At 57.9% G+C, this 21,298-nt stretch carries 19 protein-coding genes; 8 read left to right on the forward strand and 11 right to left on the reverse strand.

Annotation, left to right across the window (positions count from 1 at the left end; genetic code table 11):
- Positions 1–58: 58 nt before the first annotated feature.
- Positions 59–1,492: a cache domain-containing protein gene (locus tag GOV90_RS04080; protein ID WP_171090605.1), complete on the forward strand. Its 1,434-nt coding sequence runs from the start codon at positions 59–61 to the stop codon at positions 1,490–1,492.
- The gene (locus GOV90_RS04085; protein WP_171090607.1) at positions 1,489–2,136 is read left to right on the forward strand and encodes a response regulator transcription factor; all 648 of its coding nucleotides are present in this window, start codon (positions 1,489–1,491) and stop codon (positions 2,134–2,136) included. Before GOV90_RS04080 ends, GOV90_RS04085 begins: the two co-directional genes overlap by 4 nt.
- Positions 2,137–2,202: 66 nt before the next feature.
- Here GOV90_RS04085 and GOV90_RS04090 read toward each other — a convergent pair whose 3' ends face one another.
- Both GOV90_RS04090 and GOV90_RS04095 read right to left on the reverse strand, forming a co-directional pair.
- Complete coding sequence (locus GOV90_RS04090) at positions 2,203–2,586, reverse strand: VOC family protein (RefSeq protein ID WP_171090609.1); 384 nt, start codon at positions 2,584–2,586, stop codon at positions 2,203–2,205.
- Between the two features lie 46 nt (positions 2,587–2,632).
- Positions 2,633–3,478 (reverse strand): 2OG-Fe(II) oxygenase, encoded by an 846-nt coding sequence (locus GOV90_RS04095; RefSeq protein ID WP_171090611.1) that lies wholly within the window; start codon positions 3,476–3,478, stop codon positions 2,633–2,635.
- Between the two features lie 423 nt (positions 3,479–3,901).
- Here GOV90_RS04095 and GOV90_RS04100 point away from each other — a divergent pair, with 423 nt between their 5' ends.
- The 3 genes from GOV90_RS04100 (at position 3,902) to GOV90_RS04110 (ending at position 7,309) form a co-directional block, all read left to right on the forward strand.
- The gene (locus GOV90_RS04100; protein WP_171090613.1) at positions 3,902–5,653 is read left to right on the forward strand and encodes an acetolactate synthase 3 large subunit; all 1,752 of its coding nucleotides are present in this window, start codon (positions 3,902–3,904) and stop codon (positions 5,651–5,653) included.
- Between the two features lie 69 nt (positions 5,654–5,722).
- On the forward strand, positions 5,723–6,283 hold the full coding sequence (gene ilvN, locus GOV90_RS04105) for an acetolactate synthase small subunit (protein WP_170382781.1): 561 nt from the start codon (positions 5,723–5,725) through the stop codon (positions 6,281–6,283).
- Between the two features lie 306 nt (positions 6,284–6,589).
- Entirely contained in the window at positions 6,590–7,309 is a 720-nt protein-coding gene (locus GOV90_RS04110) for a helix-turn-helix domain-containing protein (protein WP_171090616.1), read from the forward strand.
- Here GOV90_RS04110 and GOV90_RS04115 read toward each other — a convergent pair.
- From GOV90_RS04115 to prfB, 4 genes are all read right to left on the reverse strand, one after another.
- On the reverse strand, positions 7,306–8,103 hold the full coding sequence (locus tag GOV90_RS04115; RefSeq protein ID WP_171090618.1) for a DUF2189 domain-containing protein: 798 nt from the start codon (positions 8,101–8,103) through the stop codon (positions 7,306–7,308). The two genes, GOV90_RS04110 and GOV90_RS04115, sit on opposite strands and share 4 nt — an antisense overlap.
- A gap of 25 nt (positions 8,104–8,128) precedes the next feature.
- The gene (locus GOV90_RS04120; RefSeq protein ID WP_171090620.1) at positions 8,129–9,529 is read right to left on the reverse strand and encodes an amidase; all 1,401 of its coding nucleotides are present in this window, start codon (positions 9,527–9,529) and stop codon (positions 8,129–8,131) included.
- Between the two features lie 104 nt (positions 9,530–9,633).
- Complete coding sequence (locus GOV90_RS04125; RefSeq protein WP_256367915.1) at positions 9,634–10,338, reverse strand: M50 family metallopeptidase; 705 nt, start codon at positions 10,336–10,338, stop codon at positions 9,634–9,636.
- A 1-nt stretch (position 10,339) separates the two neighbouring features.
- Positions 10,340–11,467 carry a peptide chain release factor 2 gene (gene prfB, locus GOV90_RS04130; protein ID WP_171090621.1) on the reverse strand — a complete coding sequence of 376 codons (1,128 nt, stop codon included), beginning with the start codon at positions 11,465–11,467 and terminating at the stop codon, positions 10,340–10,342.
- Between the two features lie 77 nt (positions 11,468–11,544).
- On the opposite strand from prfB, the gene GOV90_RS04135 reads away from it, so the two are divergent.
- Entirely contained in the window at positions 11,545–12,375 is an 831-nt protein-coding gene (locus GOV90_RS04135) for an aminoglycoside phosphotransferase family protein (protein WP_171090623.1), read from the forward strand.
- On the opposite strand, the gene GOV90_RS04140 is transcribed toward GOV90_RS04135, so the two are convergent.
- From GOV90_RS04140 to GOV90_RS04150, 3 genes are all read right to left on the reverse strand, one after another.
- A complete protein-coding gene (locus tag GOV90_RS04140; RefSeq protein ID WP_171090625.1) occupies positions 12,369–14,858 on the reverse strand; it encodes a PBP1A family penicillin-binding protein in 2,490 nt (829 codons plus the stop codon). The two genes, GOV90_RS04135 and GOV90_RS04140, sit on opposite strands and share 7 nt — an antisense overlap.
- 94 nt (positions 14,859–14,952) lie before the next feature.
- Positions 14,953–16,173, reverse strand: coding sequence for an N-acetylmuramoyl-L-alanine amidase (locus GOV90_RS04145; RefSeq protein ID WP_171172815.1), 1,221 nt, complete (start codon positions 16,171–16,173; stop codon positions 14,953–14,955).
- Between the two features lie 66 nt (positions 16,174–16,239).
- Positions 16,240–17,403, reverse strand: a complete 1,164-nt coding sequence (locus GOV90_RS04150) for a pyridoxal phosphate-dependent aminotransferase (RefSeq protein WP_171090629.1) — start codon at positions 17,401–17,403, stop codon at positions 16,240–16,242.
- Between GOV90_RS04150 and GOV90_RS04155 the strand changes: the two genes are divergently transcribed.
- Complete coding sequence (locus GOV90_RS04155; RefSeq protein WP_171090630.1) at positions 17,402–18,784, forward strand: M48 family metalloprotease; 1,383 nt, start codon at positions 17,402–17,404, stop codon at positions 18,782–18,784. The genes GOV90_RS04150 and GOV90_RS04155 overlap by 2 nt on opposite strands.
- Positions 18,781–19,539: a DsbA family protein gene (locus GOV90_RS04160; RefSeq protein WP_171090632.1), complete on the forward strand. Its 759-nt coding sequence runs from the start codon at positions 18,781–18,783 to the stop codon at positions 19,537–19,539. Before GOV90_RS04155 ends, GOV90_RS04160 begins: the two co-directional genes overlap by 4 nt.
- A 127-nt stretch (positions 19,540–19,666) precedes the next feature.
- Here GOV90_RS04160 and GOV90_RS04165 read toward each other — a convergent pair whose 3' ends face one another.
- Positions 19,667–20,083, reverse strand: coding sequence for a VOC family protein (locus GOV90_RS04165; RefSeq protein ID WP_171090634.1), 417 nt, complete (start codon positions 20,081–20,083; stop codon positions 19,667–19,669).
- 63 nt (positions 20,084–20,146) lie between these two features.
- A complete protein-coding gene (gene ispG / locus GOV90_RS04170) occupies positions 20,147–21,268 on the reverse strand; it encodes a flavodoxin-dependent (E)-4-hydroxy-3-methylbut-2-enyl-diphosphate synthase (protein ID WP_171090637.1) in 1,122 nt (373 codons plus the stop codon).
- Positions 21,269–21,298: the final 30 nt, after the last annotated feature.

Consider the following 21,298-nt stretch of genomic DNA (forward strand, 5'->3'; position numbering starts at 1 on the left):
TTGCTGATCCTGCCCATTCCTTTTGCATTTTCGCCGCCGCTTGCGTATCGATTCGACTATGCAAAGACTCCGTCAACTGGTCTCGCTGACCTATGCGCAGAAATTGTCTCTGGTGGCCGCGATCCCATTGGTGGTCGCTGTGGCTGCAATCGCCGTGTTGGTGGCTTACGAGGCCCGAGCGACAGCCGAGCGCGAGATCGAGGCACTGGAGCGCAGCCTGATCGAGGCCAAGAAGGAAGAGTTGCGCAACTATGTCACGCAGGCGCGCAACGGATTTGCTTACATCTATGGCCGGGCTGAACCCGATGACGAGGTAGCAAAAAACCTGGTCACGCAAATCCTTTCGGCGATGATCTATGGTCAGGATGGGTTCTTCTTTGTTTATGACTACGACGGAAACAACTTGGTCAGCCCCAGACAGACGCAGTTCATCAACCAGAACTGGGAAGGGCTGACCGACAGCGAAGGCACGCCCATCGTGGACGAGTTCATTCGCCTCGCCCGCCAAGGGGCGGGTTGGCACAGCTTCATGTGGCAAAAGCCGTCGACCGGGGAAGAGGCGCAGATGATCGCTTATGTGGTCGGGCTTCAGGACTGGCGTTGGGTCGTGGGCACGGGTGTATTCATCGATGACATTGTCGCCACAGTGGCCAACGCGCGGGCCGAGGTCGAAGCCCGTGTACAACGCACCTTCATGTATATCGGTGCAATCGTGCTAGCGGCTGTCCTCATCGTTTTTGCCTCGGGCATGTTGCTGAACATTCGCGAACGCCGGTTGGCTGACGCCAAGCTGAAAGAACTGACCCAACGAGTCTTCGACGCGCAGGAAGAAGAACGTGGCCGGGTCGCGCGTGAGCTGCACGACGGCATCAGCCAGATCCTTGTCGGTGTTCGCTATGCGCTGGACAATGCCCGCCGCCGTCTGTCACGCGGCGACGATATCGGCGCGCGCGATCCGCTGGAGAAAGGGATCGACCACCTTGGCACCGCCATTACCGAGGTACGGCGCATCAGCCGCGACCTTCGCCCGGGTGTGCTGGACGATCTGGGCCTGGGGCCGGCACTGAAAGCGCTGACTGACGATTTCCGCGACCGCACCGGGATCGAGACCGAATTCTCGACCGTCGTGTTCCGCAACCGGCTGGATCAGGACAGCAAGATTGCTCTCTACCGCATAGCCCAAGAGGCACTGACCAATATTGAACGCCATTCCGGCGCTACGCATGTTACGATAGACCTGCGCGGACATAAGAAAGGCGCGACCATGCGGATCACCGATAACGGCCGCGGATTGCGCACCGAGCCCGGGACGGCAACCACAGGCATCGGCCTGCGCAACATGCAGGAGCGTATCGAACAGCTTGACGGATCGTTACGGATTCTGTCATCACGCGGACCGCGAGGCGGAACGGTGATCGAAGCCAGCTTACCGCTCAGCCACCTTCTGCCGCCGCAGGAAGACGCAACTCCGAACCGAAAGGCCGGTACATGAGTTCTGACAGCACACGGGTTCTTATTGTGGACGACCACCCGATGGTGGCCGAAGGCATCCAGTCTATCCTGGAAAGCTTTGAGGACATCAACGTGGTCGGCACACTCGGTAGTGGTCAGGCGGCTGTGGATCAGGCCGTCGACCTGGCCCCTGATGTCATCCTGATGGACCTCAACATGCCGGGCCTCGGTGGTCTCAGCGCGACGGAAATCATCCTCGAACGCCTTCCCGAAACGCGCATCCTGATCCTGTCGATGCATGATAGTCCCGAATACATCTCAACAGCTCTCAGCCATGGTGCCAAAGGCTATATTCTCAAGGATGTACCCACCGAAGAGATCAAGCAGGCCATCGATGCCGTTATGCAGGACGAACAATACCTGTGCACAGGCGCCAGCGGGTCCCTTAAACCAAAGCAGGACAGCGCGCGCGAGGCACTGACCGGGCGCGAACAGACGATCCTGCTGGAACTTGCACAAGGCAAATCCAACAAGGAAGTCGCCCAAAAACTCGAGATTTCGGTGCGCACGGTCGAGACCCACCGCAAGAACATCAAGCGCAAACTGGGTATTTCTTCCACCGCTGGTCTGACACGCTATGCGCTGGAACATGGTGTGCTGCAAGGTACTGGCGTCGGCTTCTGATCTACGCGCACGCGCGGCGCGTCTGACTTGAAGTTACATGACTGAAGGTCGACGCCGGGCGGGTACTCAGGTCCGGGGTCTTATGTCCTGCCCAAAAAACACCAGTGTTCCGTCCTCGTCCAAAACGTGAAATTCGCGCTGAAGATAAGGTTGGTCAAACGGCGGGCGCACGCGCCCTTCGGGCAAATCAGCCAGCCCGGATTTCAGGCTTTCGTACAGGCCGTCTACATCGTCGACATCAATGTAAAACGACTGATCGTCGCCCAGTGACTTGCCGTCTTCCCGCGCGGGACATTCCAACAAGCGAATAGCCACCGACCCGAGCGACAGGAAGGCGTAGTTTTCCTGCCTGAACCCGCAGGAAAACCCAAGTCGGTCACAGTAGAAATCGATCTGGTTCTGCAAGGACGAACACAGCACGAATGGGGTAAGTTGCAAAATCTCAGGCATTTGAAGCTCCGACCATGAACCGCTTCAGTTTACCCACGACGGGTTTTCAATCCAGCAATTGATCTTTGCGCAGACCCGCGCGTTCATAGTGGTGCGGCAACACACGGCCATAAAGCTGCTGCGTCCGCTCGACCCCGCCGCACATGCCTTCAGCTTCGACAAACGAGAAAATTCCGACGTAGCGGCGTCGCTGTCCCGTGACAGGTGCCACCCGGTGCAGTGAATACCTCCCCTTGAAAATCTGCAGATCCCCAGGCTGAAGTTCTAGTTGGTGAACACGCGTCATGTTGCCGTCCAGAACCGAGGCTACCTGAGCAAAGTTCTCGTCTTCAGATGTGCGAAGATTGGGAACGTATTCGAACGCCCCTCCTGCCTCGCCATTCTGGATGGCCAGGGTCACTGTGTAGTTGTTCGTATCGAAGTGCCAGGGAAAGCCTTGCCCTTCTTCCACCACGTTGATGATCACATCCGCAAGCGGATCATCATAGCGGAAGAACCGATCCTCGGGTTCATTCAGAGCTTCCCGAATGAACGGCAGAAAGTCCGCGAACTCATAAATCCGCCGCAAGGGACCGGACTGATGGAAGTTGTCCGCCGGGACAAAGGCGTTTGAACGTTCATAGAACCGACGTATCGGATGCCCGATACCAAATCGTGGATCGTCCTTGGTGAAATATGCGTTTGTGCGGCTGAAAGAGCGGTGCGCGTTGGGGGCAACGGCATCGGCTTCCTCGGCCAAAAGCTCGATGCCTTTTTCATGCACAAACCCGGGCAGGACCGCGCAACCATCATGCTCCAGCTCCTGCCTCAAATCTCTGATCAACCGATCATAGGCTGGAGAGTCTGGGCAATCGATCGGGTACCGTCCAAGGTCTACCAGGTCTTGCAGCATTTTCCGCCTCCCTTGCATGCGCCCTACGGATGACCGTGCAGCAGACATATCGGCGGATCATGCCAATTTCAGACATTGGCTTGACGCTTTCAGACCCCAAAACGCGACGGCAAAACCAGGGAATCGCGCCGCGTTTTCCCGGAAGTTCCCAACATGCGGCAATCTGCGCAATAAAATGTCGCAAAATACCGCCCTCAGGACAGGAAATTTGCGATTTTGCCTGTTGACGCCCCTTCCCCCCGACCATAATGTCCCTGCACGCAAAGAAGGAGCCTCTGGCGATGAAAGCGCTAGTCGTAATCGTAGGAAAAACGCGCATGGGCCGGTAACGGAAAACCATAATCGAACCCATGCGCCTCCGAAAAAATCGGGGGCTTTTTTTTGGCAAAACGCAAGACACATGTCGCGAACGGAGCAAAGCAGATGACACGTGAGATGACCGGCGCAAAGATGGTGGTTCAGGCCCTCAAGGATCAGGGCGTGGACACGGTATTCGGATACCCCGGTGGCGCCGTCCTACCGATCTATGATGAGATCTTTCTGCAGAATGACATTCGCCACATTCTGGTGCGTCACGAACAAGGTGCGGTTCACGCAGCCGAAGGCTATGCGCGTTCGACCGGCAAGCCCGGCGTTGCGCTTGTAACCTCCGGCCCCGGGGCGACCAACGCTGTCACCGGCCTGACTGATGCTTTGATGGATTCGATCCCGATTGTGGTTCTGACGGGTCAGGTGCCGACCTTCATGATTGGATCAGACGCGTTTCAAGAGGCTGACACAGTTGGCATCACCCGCCCCTGCACCAAGCATAACTGGCTGGTGAAGGATACGGATTCGCTGGCCGAGACCATGCATGAGGCGTTCCATGTCGCTACCTCGGGCCGCCCCGGCCCTGTGTTGATCGACATCCCCAAGGACGTTCAGTTTGCGTCCGGCGAATACACCAGCCCGAAGCCTTCGACATCGCATTACCAGCCGGTATTGAAGGGCGACCTTGAGGAAATCACCGAGCTGGTTGCGGCCATCGAAACCGCCAAAAAGCCGGTTTTCTACACAGGTGGCGGCGTGATCAACTCGGGCCCCGCGGCCAGCCAACTGCTGCGCGAGCTGGTCGATTCGACTGGTATCCCGGTCACCTCGACCCTGATGGGATTGGGGGCCTACCCGGCGTCCGGTGAAAACTGGCTGGGCATGTTGGGAATGCATGGTCTCTATGAGGCCAACCTTGCGATGCATGACTGCGACCTGATGATCAATATCGGTGCGCGGTTCGATGACCGGATCACCGGGCGCGTCGATGCGTTCTCTCCAAACTCGAAGAAAGCGCATATCGATATTGACCCCTCGTCCATCAACAAGGTGATCCGCGTCGATATCCCGATTGTGGGCGATGTGGCCCATGTGCTGGAAGACATCCTGAAGGTCTGGAAAGCGCGCGGTCGCAAGACCGACGCGGCGGCTATCAAGCAATGGCAGGCGCAGATCTCTGAGTGGCGCAAGGTGAACTGCCTTGCCTTCACAGCCAGCGAAAAGACCATCAAACCTCAGCACGCGTTGCAACGGCTTGAGGAACTGACCAAAAAGCACGACCGCTACATCACCACCGAAGTGGGCCAGCACCAGATGTGGGCCGCGCAATATCTTGGCTTCGAAGATCCGAACCGATGGATGACCTCGGGTGGTCTGGGCACGATGGGCTATGGCTTCCCCGCCTCTATCGGTGTGCAGATGGCGCACCCGGATGCGCTGGTGATCAACGTGGCTGGTGAAGCGTCGTGGCTGATGAACATGCAGGAAATGGGCACCGCCGTTCAGTACCGCCTGCCGGTGAAACAGTTCATCCTGAACAACGAACGTCTGGGCATGGTCCGCCAGTGGCAGGAGTTGCTGCATGGCGAGCGGTATTCGCACAGCTGGTCCGAGGCCCTGCCCGATTTTGTCAAGCTGGCTGAAGCGTTTGGCGCGAAAGGCATCCTGTGTTCCGACCCCGCCGATCTGGACGATGCGATCATGGAAATGATCACCTATGACGGCCCGGTGATCTTCGACTGTCTGGTTGAAAAGCACGAGAACTGCTTCCCCATGATCCCGTCGGGCAAGGCCCATAACGAGATGCTGCTGGGCGAGGCCGAGACGCAGGGCGTGATCGACTCTAAAGGTTCGGTTCTGGTTTAACGCAATTCGACGGATTTAGTCGGGCGCCTTGTTGCGCCCGGCATCTCAAGGATGATGAAAGGGACAAATATGTCTGCCCTACATATCAAAAAAGGCTCTACCCGCCATTCTGCCTATAACCTACGCCCCACCTTCTCGGACGTACAGGAACGCCACACGATCGCGGTTCTGGTCGAAAACGAACCCGGCGTACTGGCCCGTGTCATCGGATTGTTCTCTGGCCGTGGCTATAACATCGAAAGCCTGACCGTGGCCGAGGTGGATCACACCGGCCATCTCAGCCGCATCACCATCGTCACCACCGGAACCCCTCAGGTGATCGAGCAGATCAAGGCGCAGTTGGGCCGGATCGTGACCGTGCATGATGTGCATGATCTGACGGTCGAAGGCCCATCGGTCGAACGGGAATTGGCCATCATCAAAGTGGTTGGTGAAGGAGACAAACGGGTCGAGGCATTGCGCCTGGCCGATATTTTCCGCGCCAATGTAGTCGACAGCACGCTCAACTCATTCATTTTTGAAATCACCGGCGCGCCTGACAAGATCGATGCGTTTGCCGATCTCATGCGCCCGCTTGGCCTTGTCGAGATAGCGCGGACCGGTGTCGCAGCGTTGCTGCGCGGCGATTAAACTTAGCGCCCGTTCCGAGGTATTTTGGGGCGGGGATACTTCATGGGTTGGCGGCGCAATGCGCTCGCCGCCCACCTGGCCTTGTTGCGCTATAATTGCAATAGGGGCCCGAGCTTCCGGATAAAGATCAGTCATTTTCAGATAAAGCCTATTGCCTTTGCGCTATACGGCGCTAGCGTTGGGTGTGCAACGCGACGTGGGGATACGTTGCTTGGGGTTATTCTGTGCGATTTATCACTGTTCAACTGGCCTTGGCCGTGCTGTTCAGTTGGTTTCATCCGAAGGCAAAGCAACACTTGGACGGCCATGACCGACGATACCCGCAGTCCTGAAGAGCTACGCGCAATGTTCAGCGAGAATCTTCGGCGCTTGGCGCAGCAACATCGCTCGATCTCGGCCCTGTGCCGCAAACTCGGGGTGAACCGGACGCAGTTTAACAGGTATCTCTCTGGCGAAAGCGTGCCCCGACCGGATGTTCTGGACCGGATCTGTCGTTTTTTCGACGTGGACGCCCGCATCCTTCTGAAACCGCTGGATGAGATCGAAAAGTCTGAGAGTCACCCGGCAACCTCAGCCCTGACCGAGTTTCTGGGCTCCGGGTCAGACGCGATTGAGAAATCGCCGTTTGCACCCGGGTTTTATGCGGTGATCGAAAGCCTTTCGGACGAGCATCGCATGACATTGTTGCACGCCCGACCACTGACCCAATGCACCTTGATACGGGGCTATGTTTCACGTGCGGCGATGCCCGAATCCACTCCGCAGGCCCGTGAGATACAAGGGATCGCAGCCTGTAGCGGCGATACCGTGTACATGCTGACATCCCAGCGGGGCGGACATAACAGCCGGGTCTATCTGATCTCACCCGATGCCACGGGAACCGCGGTTCAATGGCGCGGATCTGTGGTCAACTCGGCCGATACATCCAACCCGGAACCGGTAGTCCTCAAGTATCTGGGGCACGACTCAGCAGCGATTTTTGCCGCTGCGCGCCTGTCCACAAACAATCTGGCGCAGCATTTCTAATCGGTCGCGATTGCGGCTTCCGGCCGACCATCACCCTGCGTGATCTGCCGATACAGATGCCAGCTGGCGTGGCCGAGCAAAGGCAGCACAACTAACAACCCCAGAAACCACGGCACCATCGCCACGAACGTTAGAACCGCAATAAAGGCGCCCCAGCCCAGCATGACAAACAGGTTTTCCTTTACGTAGGAAAAGCTTGTGATCATGGCTGTAACAAAATCCAGTTCACGATCCAGCAGCAACGGGATCGACAGAACGGTGATCATATACAGAACGGTCGCAAAGATCGCCCCTACCGCCGTTCCAACGGCCAGCATAGTTAGGCCGTTCAGAGTGAAGAAGACTTCGGTCGAGGTCGAGATGTTCGTCATCGTTGCCAGCCCCAGAAACAGGGCAAAGATCATGTGCCCCAAAAAGAACCAGAACAGAAACATCACAACGATGATCGCGCAGATCGACGGCAACTGCCTACGGCTCTGCTGAAGCACCACACCAAAGATTGCGCCAAAATCCAGGGGCTCACCCTGCTCAAGCCGGTGCGAGACCTCGTAAAGCCCGACCGCTGCGAAAGGTCCGATCAACGGAAACCCGATGGCCGCCAGCACCAGCCAGAAGGTTGTTCCGGTTTGCACAGTCACCCACGCCATGGCCCAGCCCGCCAGCACATAAAAGCCCGCAAAGATCAGCCCGAATAAAGGTGCGCGACGAAAATCGGCCCATGCGCGCTGCAATGCCGAGCGCAGCATGTCGGTATCAACCGGTCGCATTTCCGGCACTCCAAAAGGCTTTTCCATGATGTCCTCTCCTCCCTGTCCGGCGTTATGGCATCGCCGGTCTCTTATTTGGCCAGTTGGTTTCGGCATGATAGGCCGCCCCAATTGACAGTAGTTTCTTGTCTGAGCCCCTTGGCCCAAACAGCTGGAACCCCATCGGTAATCCGTTTGATCCAAAGCCAGCAGGCGCCGCCAAACAGGGCAATCCAATCAGGCTGACCGGCACTGTGACGTGCATCCAACGGTGATAGGTATCCATGGCCCGACCCGCGATACTGGTCGGGTACGGGGTCTCGATCCCGAAGTGCCAGACCTGTGCGGATGGCAGAACCAGTGCGTCAAACCGAGTGAACAGGTCCGCCGCGCAGCGGAACCAGTCAGAGCGGATAACGCTGGCGTGCTGCACCTCCATCGCGCGCATGGACAGGCCGCGATCCAGTTCCCATTGTGCGGTATCTTTCAGATGATCTTTTTGTGCGGCCAAGGGCTCCAGCCCCGACGCAACGCTGAACGACCGCAGCGTGATCCAACTTTTCCAAAGCTGTTCAGCATCGAAAGGCGGATCCACGTCTTGCACATCAGCGCCAAGGTTTTCACACACGGCCAACGCACCTTTGCACAGGTCCAGAATGCCAGGCTCGATCGGGAACGCACCGCCCCAATCCCCAAGCCAACCGATCCGCAGCCCCTGCATGTCCGCCGGTGTCACCGGTGACACCAGAGTACTTTCAGAGGCTAAAGGCAGGCGCGGGTCTGGCCCTGAAATCACGTCGAGCAAAATGCCCAGATCCTTGGGGCTGCGGGCCATGGGGCCAAGTGTTGACAACTGATGCAGAAAGCTGTCGCCGACAGGGTCAGACGGCACCCTGCCCCAGCTTGGGCGAAAGCCGTAGACATTGTTCCAGGCCGCTGGATTACGCAGACTGCCCATCATGTCGGATCCGTCTGCAAGCGCCACCATACCCGTGGCCAGGGCCACCGCCGCCCCACCGGACGAACCCCCGCAGGTATGGTCGGCGTCATACGGGTTGCGCGTCGCACCATAGACCGGGTTGAATGTGTGCGAGCCCAATCCGAATTCCGGCGTGTTGGTCTTTCCGATCAGGATCGCCCCCGCATCCCGCATCCGGGCCGCAATCAGATCGTCACTATCCGGCACGACACCCTTGAACAGCGGTGATCCATGAGACGAGACCACACCGGCCACATTGACCAAATCCTTGACCGCAATTGGCAGCCCGTGCAGCGGGCCGGTGATTGGGCCACTGTCGTGCTTGCGCGCCTCGTCCATCAACGCACTCTCATCGCGCAGCGCAACGATAGCATTCACATCGCCATTCACCGCCGCGATACGATCAAGTGTGGAGCGCATCACATCCGTGGCTGAAACCTGTCGGGTTATCAGTTGTTTCAAAAGCTCTGCAGCCGATATCCTGGTCAGGTCCATAACACGCCGGTCTGTTGTTCGTCTTCAACAGCCTAGCGAGCGGTTCAACTCATTTAAACCCACTGTTTAAATGTATCTTTTCACCACCACAGCACTGGAACACTTCACCTTGCCGTACGACCAAAATGCAAGTTGCTGTCCGGCCCAAGGCAATGACGCAGGCACAGATAAATCGCGAGGGCACTCAGCACCAACCACACCCCGCCCCACATCATTGTTGTTCCGCCGAACTCCTCGGCCAACATGAACGCATCGGACCGCATCCCAGAACGCCGGATCGTGTCGTCAAAGATGTCGAACGGCACATAGATCACGCTGGTCAACCCGATGACGCGCAGCACAAGGTCGCTGACCTCGCGGCGCAGATACCAGGCGGTGGCGATCATCGCCGACCCGACACCGATACAAAACACAAGTGCAAACAAATCGCGGATGTAAAGCAGAGCCACCAAACACATGACCCCGCCAAAACCTGCCAGAACGGTACGGTCAGCCCGCGTGCGCAAAGCAATGATCAAAAGGCCCATGCCCAGCAAAAGCGAGCCAAGATACCCGGCGGACAGGCTGAGAAACCGGTTGCCACCCCGACCGATCACCAGCCCACCCTGCTGTGGTGAGATCGAAAAGCTTTCGACCGAGCCGCCGGTCAAAATAATCGTCACGGCGTGAGACAGCTCATGCAGAAAGACGATCAGAATTTTCAGCGGAACCACAACGGGTGTGTTCCAAAGCAGAAACACCAATGTGGTGATCAGGATAAGCTGCCAGTGCCCTTTCAGCAGGTTCAGAAAAGAGCTCTGGCGGTTCACCTTAGCTGTCGCCCTGTGCCTCGGACCGGCTTTTACCTGCCACGTTCAGAGCCAGCGTTGCTGCCATGAATCCATCCAGATCACCATCCAACACGCCCTTGGTGTCCGAAGTTTCGTGGTTCGTGCGCAGGTCTTTCACCATCTGGTACGGCTGCAACACGTAGGACCGGATCTGGTTGCCCCAACCTGCATCGCCTTTGGCCTCATGCGCGGCGTTGATATCGGCGTTCCGACGATCCAGTTCCTGTTGATACAAGCGCGATTTCAGTGCCTTCATGGCGATATCGCGGTTCTGGTGCTGCGATTTCTCGGACGAGGTCACCACAATCCCGGTTGGAATGTGCGTTATCCGTACCGCCGAGTCCGTGGTGTTGACGTGCTGACCACCTGCGCCGGAGGACCGGTAGGTGTCGATGCGGATGTCGGCCGGGTTCACCTCTATCTCGATATTGTCATCCACCACCGGATAGACCCAAACCGAGCTGAACGAGGTATGGCGTTTCGCCGCCGAGTCAAAAGGCGAAATCCGCACCAGCCGGTGTACACCGCTTTCCGATTTCAGCCAGCCATAAGCGTTGTGGCCCGAGATCTTGTAAGCGGCAGATTTGATGCCCGCCTCTTCGCCTGCCGTTTCGGACTGCAGCTCAACCGTATAGCCCTTTTTCTCGGCCCAGCGAACGTACATCCGCGCCAGCATCGAAGCCCAGTCACAACTTTCGGTACCACCTGCGCCCGAGTTGATTTCAAGGAAGGTGTCGTTGCTGTCGGCCTCACCGTCCAGCAATGCTTCAAGCTCTTTCTTGGCGGCTTTGCCCTGTAGCGCCTTGATCGCAGCTTCGGCGTCCTGAACGACCTCTTCATCCTCTTCCATCTCGCCCAGTTCGATCAGCTCGATATTGTCGCTGAGATCGGTCTTGATGGTTTCATAGGTCTCGATGGCGTCAACCAGCATCTGCCGTTCGCGCATCAGCTTCTGCGCGTTTTCAGGGTTGTCCCACAGGTTCGGATCTTCGACACGCGCGTTGAATTCCTCAAGGCGATGCGGCGCGGTTTCATAGTCCATACGCTGCGCCAACAGCTCCAGCGACTTTTCGATTTCCGCCACGATGTTCTGGGTTTCGGCGCGCATGGTCTTGTCCCAACTTGCTCAATCAGGCTTGCGTGATAGCAAGAGGTGCGAGACACCACAAGACGGGCCGGACGCGAATGCCAAGCACATGCGACGAGTTTCTGGACGAATGGAACCTGCAGCAGCCAGAGCTGGTTGCCGAGACCGGTCAGGCGCAGGTTTGGAAAGTGCTATCGAAACACGGACCCGCCGCATTGAAACTCTATCGCAGACCGGATCGCGGCAACGAAGCACCCGGCAGCGCGCTGTTAAATGCGTGGCGAGACCGAGGTGCGGTTCGTATTTTCAACGAAGAGCGGAGCGCTGTTCTGATGGAATGGCTGGATGGCCCGTCATTAGGTGACATTGCGCGTTCGGGACGCCCCGATGACACCACTAGAATCCTTGCCGAAACTGCAGCGCGTCTGCATGGGAAAGCCTCCGTCCGGGTTCAGGGTTTGAGACCCCTGGACCAGGTTTTCACCCCGTTGTTTAACTGCGCTTTTGCGCCAACATGCCCAACCCTTCTGCGCAACGACGTGCTTTCCGCCATGGCCATGGGCCGGCATCTGTTGAAAAGCCAACTAACGCCCGTGCCCCTTCACGGGGATCTTCACCCTGACAACATCATCATGACCGATGCAGGCCCACGGGTTTTCGATGCCAAAGGGTATATCGGAGACCCGGCGTTTGAGCTGGCAAATGCATTACGCCACCCAAAAGGAATGCGAGATTTGGTGCGTGATCCTCGGCAGATCGAAACCTGCCTGTCGCTCTACTCCAAAGCGCTGAAAGTGCCAAAGAAACGTCTGGCCCAATGGGCCGCTGCCAAATGCGCCTTGTCCATTTACTGGCGATCGGACGGTGCAATCGATAACGATCCGGAAGCAGACCTTTTGAATCTGCTTCTGTATCTATCTGATCAGTAAAGCCCGCCAGTGCTCAGGTCGCCCTGCGTGGCCTTGGGCCCGACGGTGACCGTCTGACCTGTCGAGGTCTGAACCTGAACGCCTGCGCGCTGTACTTCCTCGAACAAGGGCAGATCCGAACCGATGGCAAAGCCGCCGTCATAGACGCGGTCGATAAAGCCATCGACGCCATCACGGAAGAATTCAGCAACAACATAGTCACCGCTGGCATCGTCAGGCAGCCGTGCGCCGCTAAACCGGTCGATCTTGATGAAATGACCGCCTTCCGGCACTTCGAACGGACCGCCGCCGTATTTCTCGACAGCTTTTTCCATGAAGCTTTGGAACACAGGGCCACACATCGTGCCGCCGTAAGCCCCCCGCCCCATCGGACGCGGGCGGTCGTAGCCGATGTAGCATCCCGCCACGATGTTCGAGGTAAATCCGATGAACCACGCATCCTTGGATTCATTGGTGGTTCCGGTCTTTCCCGCTGTCGGAACCGGCAGGTTGACATAACGCGAAGCAGTGCCACGATCCACAACGCCCGTCATCATTGAGGTCAACTGATAGGCTGTGATCGCATCCATGACCTGAGGGCGGTCCGTCACAAGGGTCGGAGATTCATCAGCGGCCATCCATGTGGAATCGCAATCCAGACACTGACGGTCGTCGTGGCGATAGATGGTTTTGCCGAAACGGTCCTGAATGCGGTCGACCAGAGTGGGTTCGACCCGCTGACCGCCATTGGCAAACATCGCATAGGCGGCCACCATCTTGTAAAGCGTCGTCTCTTCGGACCCCAGCGAGTTGGCAAGGAATGCCCCCATCCGGTCGTACACGCCAAAGCGTTCCGCATAGCCTGCAACCACCGGCATCGTGACTTCTTGTGCCAGACGGATGGTCATCAGGTTCCGCGACTGCTCGATCCCGGTGCGCAGCGGCGTCGGTCCGTAGAACTTGTTCGACGAGTTCTTGGGACGCCACAGACCCTGTGGCGTGTTCACCTCAATCGGGGCATCCACCACGATGGTTGCGGGGCTATAGCCACTGTCCAGTGCGGCGGCGTAGACGAAGGGTTTGAAAGACGATCCGGGCTGACGCTGCGCCTGTGTGGCGCGATTGAACACGGTGTCCTGATACGAGAACCCGCCTTGCATCGCCAGAACACGCCCCGAGTTCACATCCATCGCAACAAAGCCGCCCTGCACCTCGGGCACCTGACGCGCGGACCACTGCCCTTCTTCCCCGGCCATCACAAGGATCACGTCACCGCGTTTGAAATTCGCTGCAAAATCGCCCTGCATCCACTTGATGTCCGAACGTGGGACAATTCCGTCGGCGGGGCCATTTTCGATCCCGACCGTGAGTTGCTGATCCGCGACATTCAGGACGACCGCAGGATACCATCGGGTCGGTAGCACCACATCGCGTGGAATTTCCATGATCGACAACGCTTCGCGCCACTGCGCCTCATCCGCCAGCGTTTCTTCCGGGATCACTTCGCCGGTTCCACGCCACCTGCCGCGTGAGCGGTCGTATTTCTGCAACGCCTCGCGCAGAGCTTTGGCAGCTTCGATCTGCATTTCTTCGTCTACAGACGCACGAACCGTAAAGCCGCCGGTAAAGAACTCGCCTTCGCCGAAATCTTCGCTCAACTGGCGGCGGATTTCGTCGGTGAAATAGTCACGTGGTGGCAAAGCGGTGCGGAAGCTTTCAAAGTCACCGTTCTGAACCGAACGCAGCGGCATTTCTACTTCGACCTCATAGGTCGCCTGATCAATATAGCCGTTCTGGTTCATCTCACGCAGCACATAGTTGCGGCGGGCCAGAAGGCGTTCTTTTTGGCGAACCGGGTGGTAATCCGACGGTGCCTTTGGCATTGCGGCCAACATCGCGGCCTCATGCGGAGCAAGTTCCTGCAAGGTCTTGTTGAAATAGGTCTGCGCCGCAGCCGTCACACCGTACGAGTTCTGACCCAGAAAGATCTCGTTCATGTAAAGCTCGAGGATCTGTTCCTTGTCCAAGGTATCCTCAAGCCGGGTGGCGAGGATGATTTCCTTGATCTTGCGTTCAGCTCGGCGGTCACCCGATAGCAGGAAGTTCTTCATCACCTGCTGCGTGATGGTCGAGGCCCCGCGTACGGTTTCGCCCTTGCTGCGCACGGCCTCAACCCCCGCAGCGATGATACCACGCGGGTCATATCCCTGATGGGTGTAAAAGTTCTTGTCTTCCGCCGAGATAAAAGCCTGCTTCACCAGATCAGGAATTTCCTCGGATGGGGTGAACAGACGACGCTCTTGCGCGAATTCGTCGATCAGCTGACCTTCGCCCGAATAGATCCGGCTGATGGTCGGAGGCTTGTACTGTGCCAGTGATTCATGGCTGGGCAAATCGCGCCCATACATCCAAAACACCGCACCGATTACCAGTGCGGCCATGAAAATACCCAAAGTTACGAGGCTGAAGATGGCCCCGAAAAACGAAAGAATGAACCGGATCACGTTACTGCCTTTTTCTCGCGGTGCCGTCTATATAGTGATGCGCCGCCTGAGGGTCAAAACACCAAGCGTATTCTAGCCGGTTTGCGCCGCAAGGTCACTGACCAATCAGGGATTTCCGGATCACATCCTGCTGTCGCCAATCCTCAAGCCCCTGATAAATCCCCAAAGCCATTTTCGACCGCCATTCCGGATCCTTGAGGTTTTTCAGGTCTCTGGGACTGGACAAGAATCCAAGCTCGACCAGAACAGAAGGGATATCCGCCGCCTTGAGCACGGAAAAAGACGCTGTGCGCAGCGGTTTGCGGTTCATTGGGCCACCTTGCTGCGCCATGCCGTTGGCAATTGCCGAAGCCAGCGACCGAGTGCGCGGCTTGGTTTCCTGCCGCGCCAGATCCAGCAGAACATCGGCCACCTGATCGTCCGAGCCGCTGAGATCAACACCCGACAGCAAATCCCCCCGGTCGTGTCGCTCGGCCAGTTTTGAACTTGCTACATCCGAGGCATCATCGGACAAAGTATAGACCGCCGCGCCATGTGCCTGCCCCTCGGACAGGGAATCAGCGTGCAGCGAAATGAACAGATCGGCGCCCGCGCGATGGGCCAAGGCAATCCGACGCTCAAGCGACACGAACTGATCCTCAACCCGCGTCAGGACCACCTCGTATCTGCCTGAACGCAAAAGAACTTCCCGCAGCTCACGCGCGAAAGTCAGCATCATCGTCTTCTCATTCACATCGCCGACTTCGGCACCCGGATCAATGCCGCCATGACCCGGATCCAGCATGACACGCAGGGGCCGGTCGGTACTGCGTGGTTCCGCATGCGGCAGGTTGGCGGGTTCCGGCAGGTCCCAGCCCGGATTGCGCGGCGCACCTGCGGTTGCGTTGAACGTGTCGAAATCCGTACCCTTGAGGTTCAGGGACAATACGGCAGCACCCGAATCCTCGGCAACTGACAATTGCGCTGTATCAACCGCCATGGGTGCGCCTAGCTCAAGCACCAGACGCGACCAGCCAGGAACATAGGCCCCGAACTGAACACCGCTGATGCGATCTGATTGCAGGAAGTCCTGCGACTTCAAACCCGTCCAGTCGACCTCGTTAAAGTCCAGAACCATCCGATACGGGTCCTGCAAGGTGAAGATCCGGTACGGCACCCCTTGGCTGAGGCCGATATTCACCTGCACCCCAGTACGCCCGACATCCGTAATGCGGCTTTGGTCTGGCTGGACACGCGCCAGCGCGCTGAAATCCTGCGCCATCGCACCGCTGGCAAGCGCCCATATCAGGGTGATGCAAAAGAATATCCTGCTCATAGCCTCAAGTTTTCCCGAGATCGTTTGCACTGCAGCCTATACCACTAGCTGCGTTTTGTGAACGGTTCAGGCCTGTTCCCTGATCGCGCCACGCGCGGCCATGAACAGGCGTAAACGCTCAAGACCGTCTTCGATATCAGCCGTGGCCCTTGCGTAAGAGAAACGCAGGGTCGTGTGACCGCGCTGGGGATCGAAGTCGAGACCCGGAGTCACCGCAACGCCTGCCTTTTCCAGAATCTCGGCCGCGAAGGCACGGCTGTCATTGGTCAGATCGGATACGTCAGCATAAACATAAAACGCACCATCGGGCGGGGCGATGTTCGTGAACCCGGCCTTGGGCAGACCGTCCAGCATCAACGCACGGTTACGGCGGTACACGTCCAGATTGGCCTGCAATTCGTCTTCGCAATCCATCGCCGCCAGTGCCGCAACCTGGCTGGCATGGGGCGCGCAAATGAACATGTTCTGGGCAATCCGCTCAACCACACGCACCTGACCCTCGGGAACGACCATCCATCCGACGCGCCAGCCGGTCATCGAGAAATATTTGGAGAATGAGTTGATCACATAACACTCATCCGTCAGTTCCAGCGCTGTCACGGCTTTCGCTTCGTATTCCAGCCCGTGATAGATTTCGTCGCTGATGAACGAAGCCCCTTGCCCCTGCGCCGCGTCAATAAGCGCCCCCATGGCCGCGTGATCCAGCATCGTGCCGGTTGGGTTTGCGGGCGAGGCCACCATCAGCCCCCTCAGGTCCATACCGCGAATGTCATCGGCGACAGGTTGCAACCTGTTTTCAGGGGCAGTGGGCAGATCGACGGGCACCAGACCCAACGCCTTGAGGATCTGACGGTAAGAGGGATAACCGGGCGCGCCGATACCCACCCGGTCCCCGCTGTCGAACAACGCCGTGAAGGTTAGCAGAAACCCGCCTGAGGATCCGGGGGTGATGACCACTCGATCCGGGTTCAGGTCAACATCATACCACTCTCCGTAAAGCCGCGCGATCCGCTGCCTGAGCGCAGGCAACCCCAAAGCCACCGTATAACCCAAAGGGCCTTGCTCCATTGCCTTTGCCAGCGCTTCAGTCGCGCCCTTGGGGGCCCCTGTCCCCGGCTGACCGACTTCCATGTGGATGATATGGCGTCCGGCCTCTTCCGCTTTGCGCGCGGCCTCCATCACGTCCATCACAATAAACGGATCGACCCCGGACCGGGTTGAGTTTCTCATGCCCATCTCCCATGTTGCAGCCATGGCTTTTGAACGCGTATCCAGGCTGGCGTCAATCCCGGCTCTGATGCTTGCAGCTGTTGTCTGGCTGGCGGCAGTGGCGCAAACCCATGCGCAAAGCCTGATCCGCGATCCCGATATCGAGTATGGGCTGCGTGAACTGGCCTTTCCCGTGCTGCGCGCAGCGGGGTTGAACACAAACCGCGTTCAAATCCTGGTCGTCAACGACAACACGTTCAACGCTTTTGTCATCGACTACAATGCCATCTACGTGAACTACGGTCTGATTCTAAGCGTAGAGAACCCGGAAATGTTGCAGGCCGTCATCGCACATGAAGCCGCTCATATCGCGAATGGCCACCTGGCGCGCCGGGCCGAAAACCTCAAAGCTGCTCAGCGTAATGCGGGCCTTGGCACAGCCTTGGCTCTGCTTGCGGCTGCAGCGGGCGGTGGAGAAGCTGCTATTGGCATCGCCGCCGGCACGCGGGGCGCAGCCCTTCGCAGTTTTCTAGGCCACACCCGCGCCGAAGAAGCTTCGGCGGATCGCAGTGCCGCCAGCTACCTTCGGTGGGCGCGGATCTCACCAAGCGGCATGGTGGAACTGCACAGGAAATTCGCAGGACAGGAGTTGCTGAGCGCTGCCAATCAGGATCCCTATATGCGGTCGCACCCCACCAGCCGCGAACGCCTGCGCGCAGCCGAAGCTTTTCTGGACGAATTTGGAGACAAGGCCGTTCCGAATCCGACCGCCGACTACTGGTTTGCCCGCGTCAAAGGCAAACTCTCGGCGTTTTTGCGATCGCCCAACTGGACCTTGCGACGCGCCAAGGAAGAGACCGATCGGGACATTCGCCTGATGCGCGAAGCCTCGGCCCATCATCAAAACCGCAACCTCTCCCAAGCCCGTGCCGCAATTGATGAAGCGTTGGCTATCCGTCCGGATGATCCGTTTTATTATGATCTGAAGGGGCAAATTCTGTTGGAAAACAGGCAGATAAGCGAAGCAGTTGAAGCTTATGCAAATGCCGTTGAAATGGCCCCCAACAATGCCCTGATCCTTGCAGGTTATGGGCGGGCCCTGCTGGCGCAAGGCAAGACTAAGCAGGCCCTTACTGCCTTGGAACAAGCGCGTGCGCGCGATTTTCGCAACGCGCGTTTGATGCAGGACCTGGGCGTTGCATATGCAAAAGTGGGTAACAACGGCATGGCATCGACCGTGACAGCCGAGCGGTATGCGCTGCAAGGGCGGCTGGAAGATGCCGGAATTCACGCAAAACGCGCCGTGGCGCGACTGCCCGAAGGTTCACCGGGTTGGCAAAGGGCACAAGACGTGCTGATTGCATCCGAACGATTCAAGAGAAACAAAAGGAAACGGAAATGATCCTCAGACATGCTGCACCCGCCCTTCTGGGGCTTTCCATGGCTGCGACCTCGGCGCAGGCGCTGGACCTGAAGGCGATGAGCGATGCCGAAAAGGTTGAGTTTGGCGCCCAGGTAAGGGAATACCTGCTGGAAAACCCCGAAGTCATTATCGAAGCGATCAACATCCTGGAACAGCGCAACGCCGCAGCCGAAGCGCTGGCTGACAAGGAACTGATCGCGGCCAACGAAGACGAGCTTTTCAACGACGGCTATAGCTGGGTGGGCGGAAACCCGGACGGTGACATCACTCTGGTCGAATTCATGGATTACCGCTGTGGCTATTGCCGACGTGCCGTACCCGAAGTTGCCAGCCTGTTGGCCGAAGACGGTAATATCCGCCTTGTCATCAAAGAGCTCCCCATTCTGGGTGATGCCTCTGTCTTGTCCTCGCGCTTTGCGGTTGCGACCAAGCAGGTGGCCGGAGACGACGCTTACAAACAGGTCCACGACGCGCTGCTGGAGTTCACCGGCGAGCCAAATGAAATCTCTTTACGCCGCCTCTCGGACGGATTGGGCCTGGACAGCGATGCGATCATCGCCGCGATGGACAGCGACAGCGTTACGGATGAAATCACCCGCACCCGAGCGCTGGCGCAACGGATGCAAATCTCGGGTACGCCTTCTTTTGTTCTGGGCACCGAAATGCTGCGTGGCTTCCTGCCTGCCGATCAGATGAAACAGATCGCGGATGGTGTGCGTGCTGAACGCGGGTAAATAAGGGATGGGGCGGCTTGGTCCGCCCCAAGCCCGACTCAGTGTACTGTCGACATTGAGCAAAAGGTCACGTGCACCCTGCTAGATCTCGAAGCCTCTCACCTTAAGAACTTCGATAACTTCTGATCTATCCGTCTCGTCCAGGTTCGTCTGGATTGCTGGAAAACAACGCGATCTTGTTGCCTTGAGGGTCGCGAAGGTACCCAACATAGAAATGCGCACCGTATGCGTCCCGAAAGCCTGGCTGGCCTTCATCCGCCCCACCGGCGGCAATCGCTGCGGCGTGAAGATCACGAACCTGCTTTTGATTTCGTGCCTCAAACGCAACCATCGTACCATTACCGGCTGAGGCTGGTTGCCCGTCGAACGGGGATTTCACATAAAACTCTGGCAAGGCAACGGACTGGCCCGGCTCGGCTGGCAAGGCATAGCTTAAATCGCCACGATACCTCTCCAGTTCATACCCCAAGGTCGGCAGGAAAGCAGAGTAAAACTGCTCGGCGCGTGCGATGTCGTCTACGCCAACGGTAATATAGGCGATCATTCCTTGGCCCCTTTTGCAGACTTGCCATTTAAGACGCGTGGAAAGCTTCTATTGAAAGCGCCGTTACTCTGCCGCTTCGGCCTGCGCGTCCAGTTCAGCCGCTTTCTTCTCGACCTGCTCCACGATGTGATCAATCATCTGATCGTTGGACATCTTGTGGCTGGCCTTGCCCGCCAGATAGACCATGCCGGACCCTGCCCCGCCGCCGGTAAAGCCAACGTCGGTCATCAAAGCCTCGCCCGGACCGTTTACGACACAGCCGATGATCGAAAGGCTCATCGGTGTCTTGATGTGCTCTAGCCTGTGCTCAAGCTGTTCCACGGTTTTGATCACGTCAAATCCCTGCCGGGCGCAGGACGGGCACGAAATGATGTTCACACCGCGATGGCGAAGACCCAGAGATTTCAGGATCTCAAAGCCAACTTTGACCTCTTCCACCGGGTCTGCGGACAAGCTGACGCGGATCGTGTCGCCGATTCCCATCCACAGCAGGTTGCCCAGACCGATGGCCGATTTGATGGTGCCGCTGACCAGCCCACCAGCCTCGGTGATACCCAGGTGGATGGGCGCATCTGTGGCCTCGGCAATGCCCTGATAAGCGGCGGCAGACAGGAAGACATCGCTGGCCTTCACGCTGATCTTGAATTCGTGAAAGTCGTTGTCTTGCAGGATACGAATATGTTCCAACCCGCTTTCCACCATCGCCTCAGGGCATGGTTCGCCGTATTTCTCAAGCAGGTGCTTTTCCAAAGACCCCGCGTTCACGCCGATGCGGATCGAACAATTGTGGTCGCGCGCGGCTTGGATCACTTCCTTCACACGAGTTTCATCGCCAATGTTGCCGGGATTGATACGAAGGCAGGCCGCCCCTGCCTCGGCTGCTTCGATGCCACGGCGGTAGTGAAAGTGAATATCTGCCACAATCGGCACGGGGCTTTCGCGTACGATTTCTTTCAGCGCTTTGGACGATGCCTCATCCGGGACCGAAACGCGTACAATATCGGCGCCCGCTTCGGCCGCGGCCTGAACCTGCGCCACGGTCGCTGCCACATCGGTGGTCAGCGTGTTGGTCATGGTTTGCACCGCGATGGGCGCGTCGCCGCCAACCGGGACGTTGCCAACCATGATTTGACGGGATTTACGACGATAGATGTCGCGCCAGGGGCGTACGTGATTGAGGGACATAAGGACGGATCCGCGTCTGCCAGAGTTGCG

The sequence above is a fragment of the Ruegeria sp. HKCCA5929 genome (genome assembly GCF_013034525.1).
Classification (GTDB): Bacteria; Pseudomonadota; Alphaproteobacteria; order Rhodobacterales; family Rhodobacteraceae; genus Ruegeria.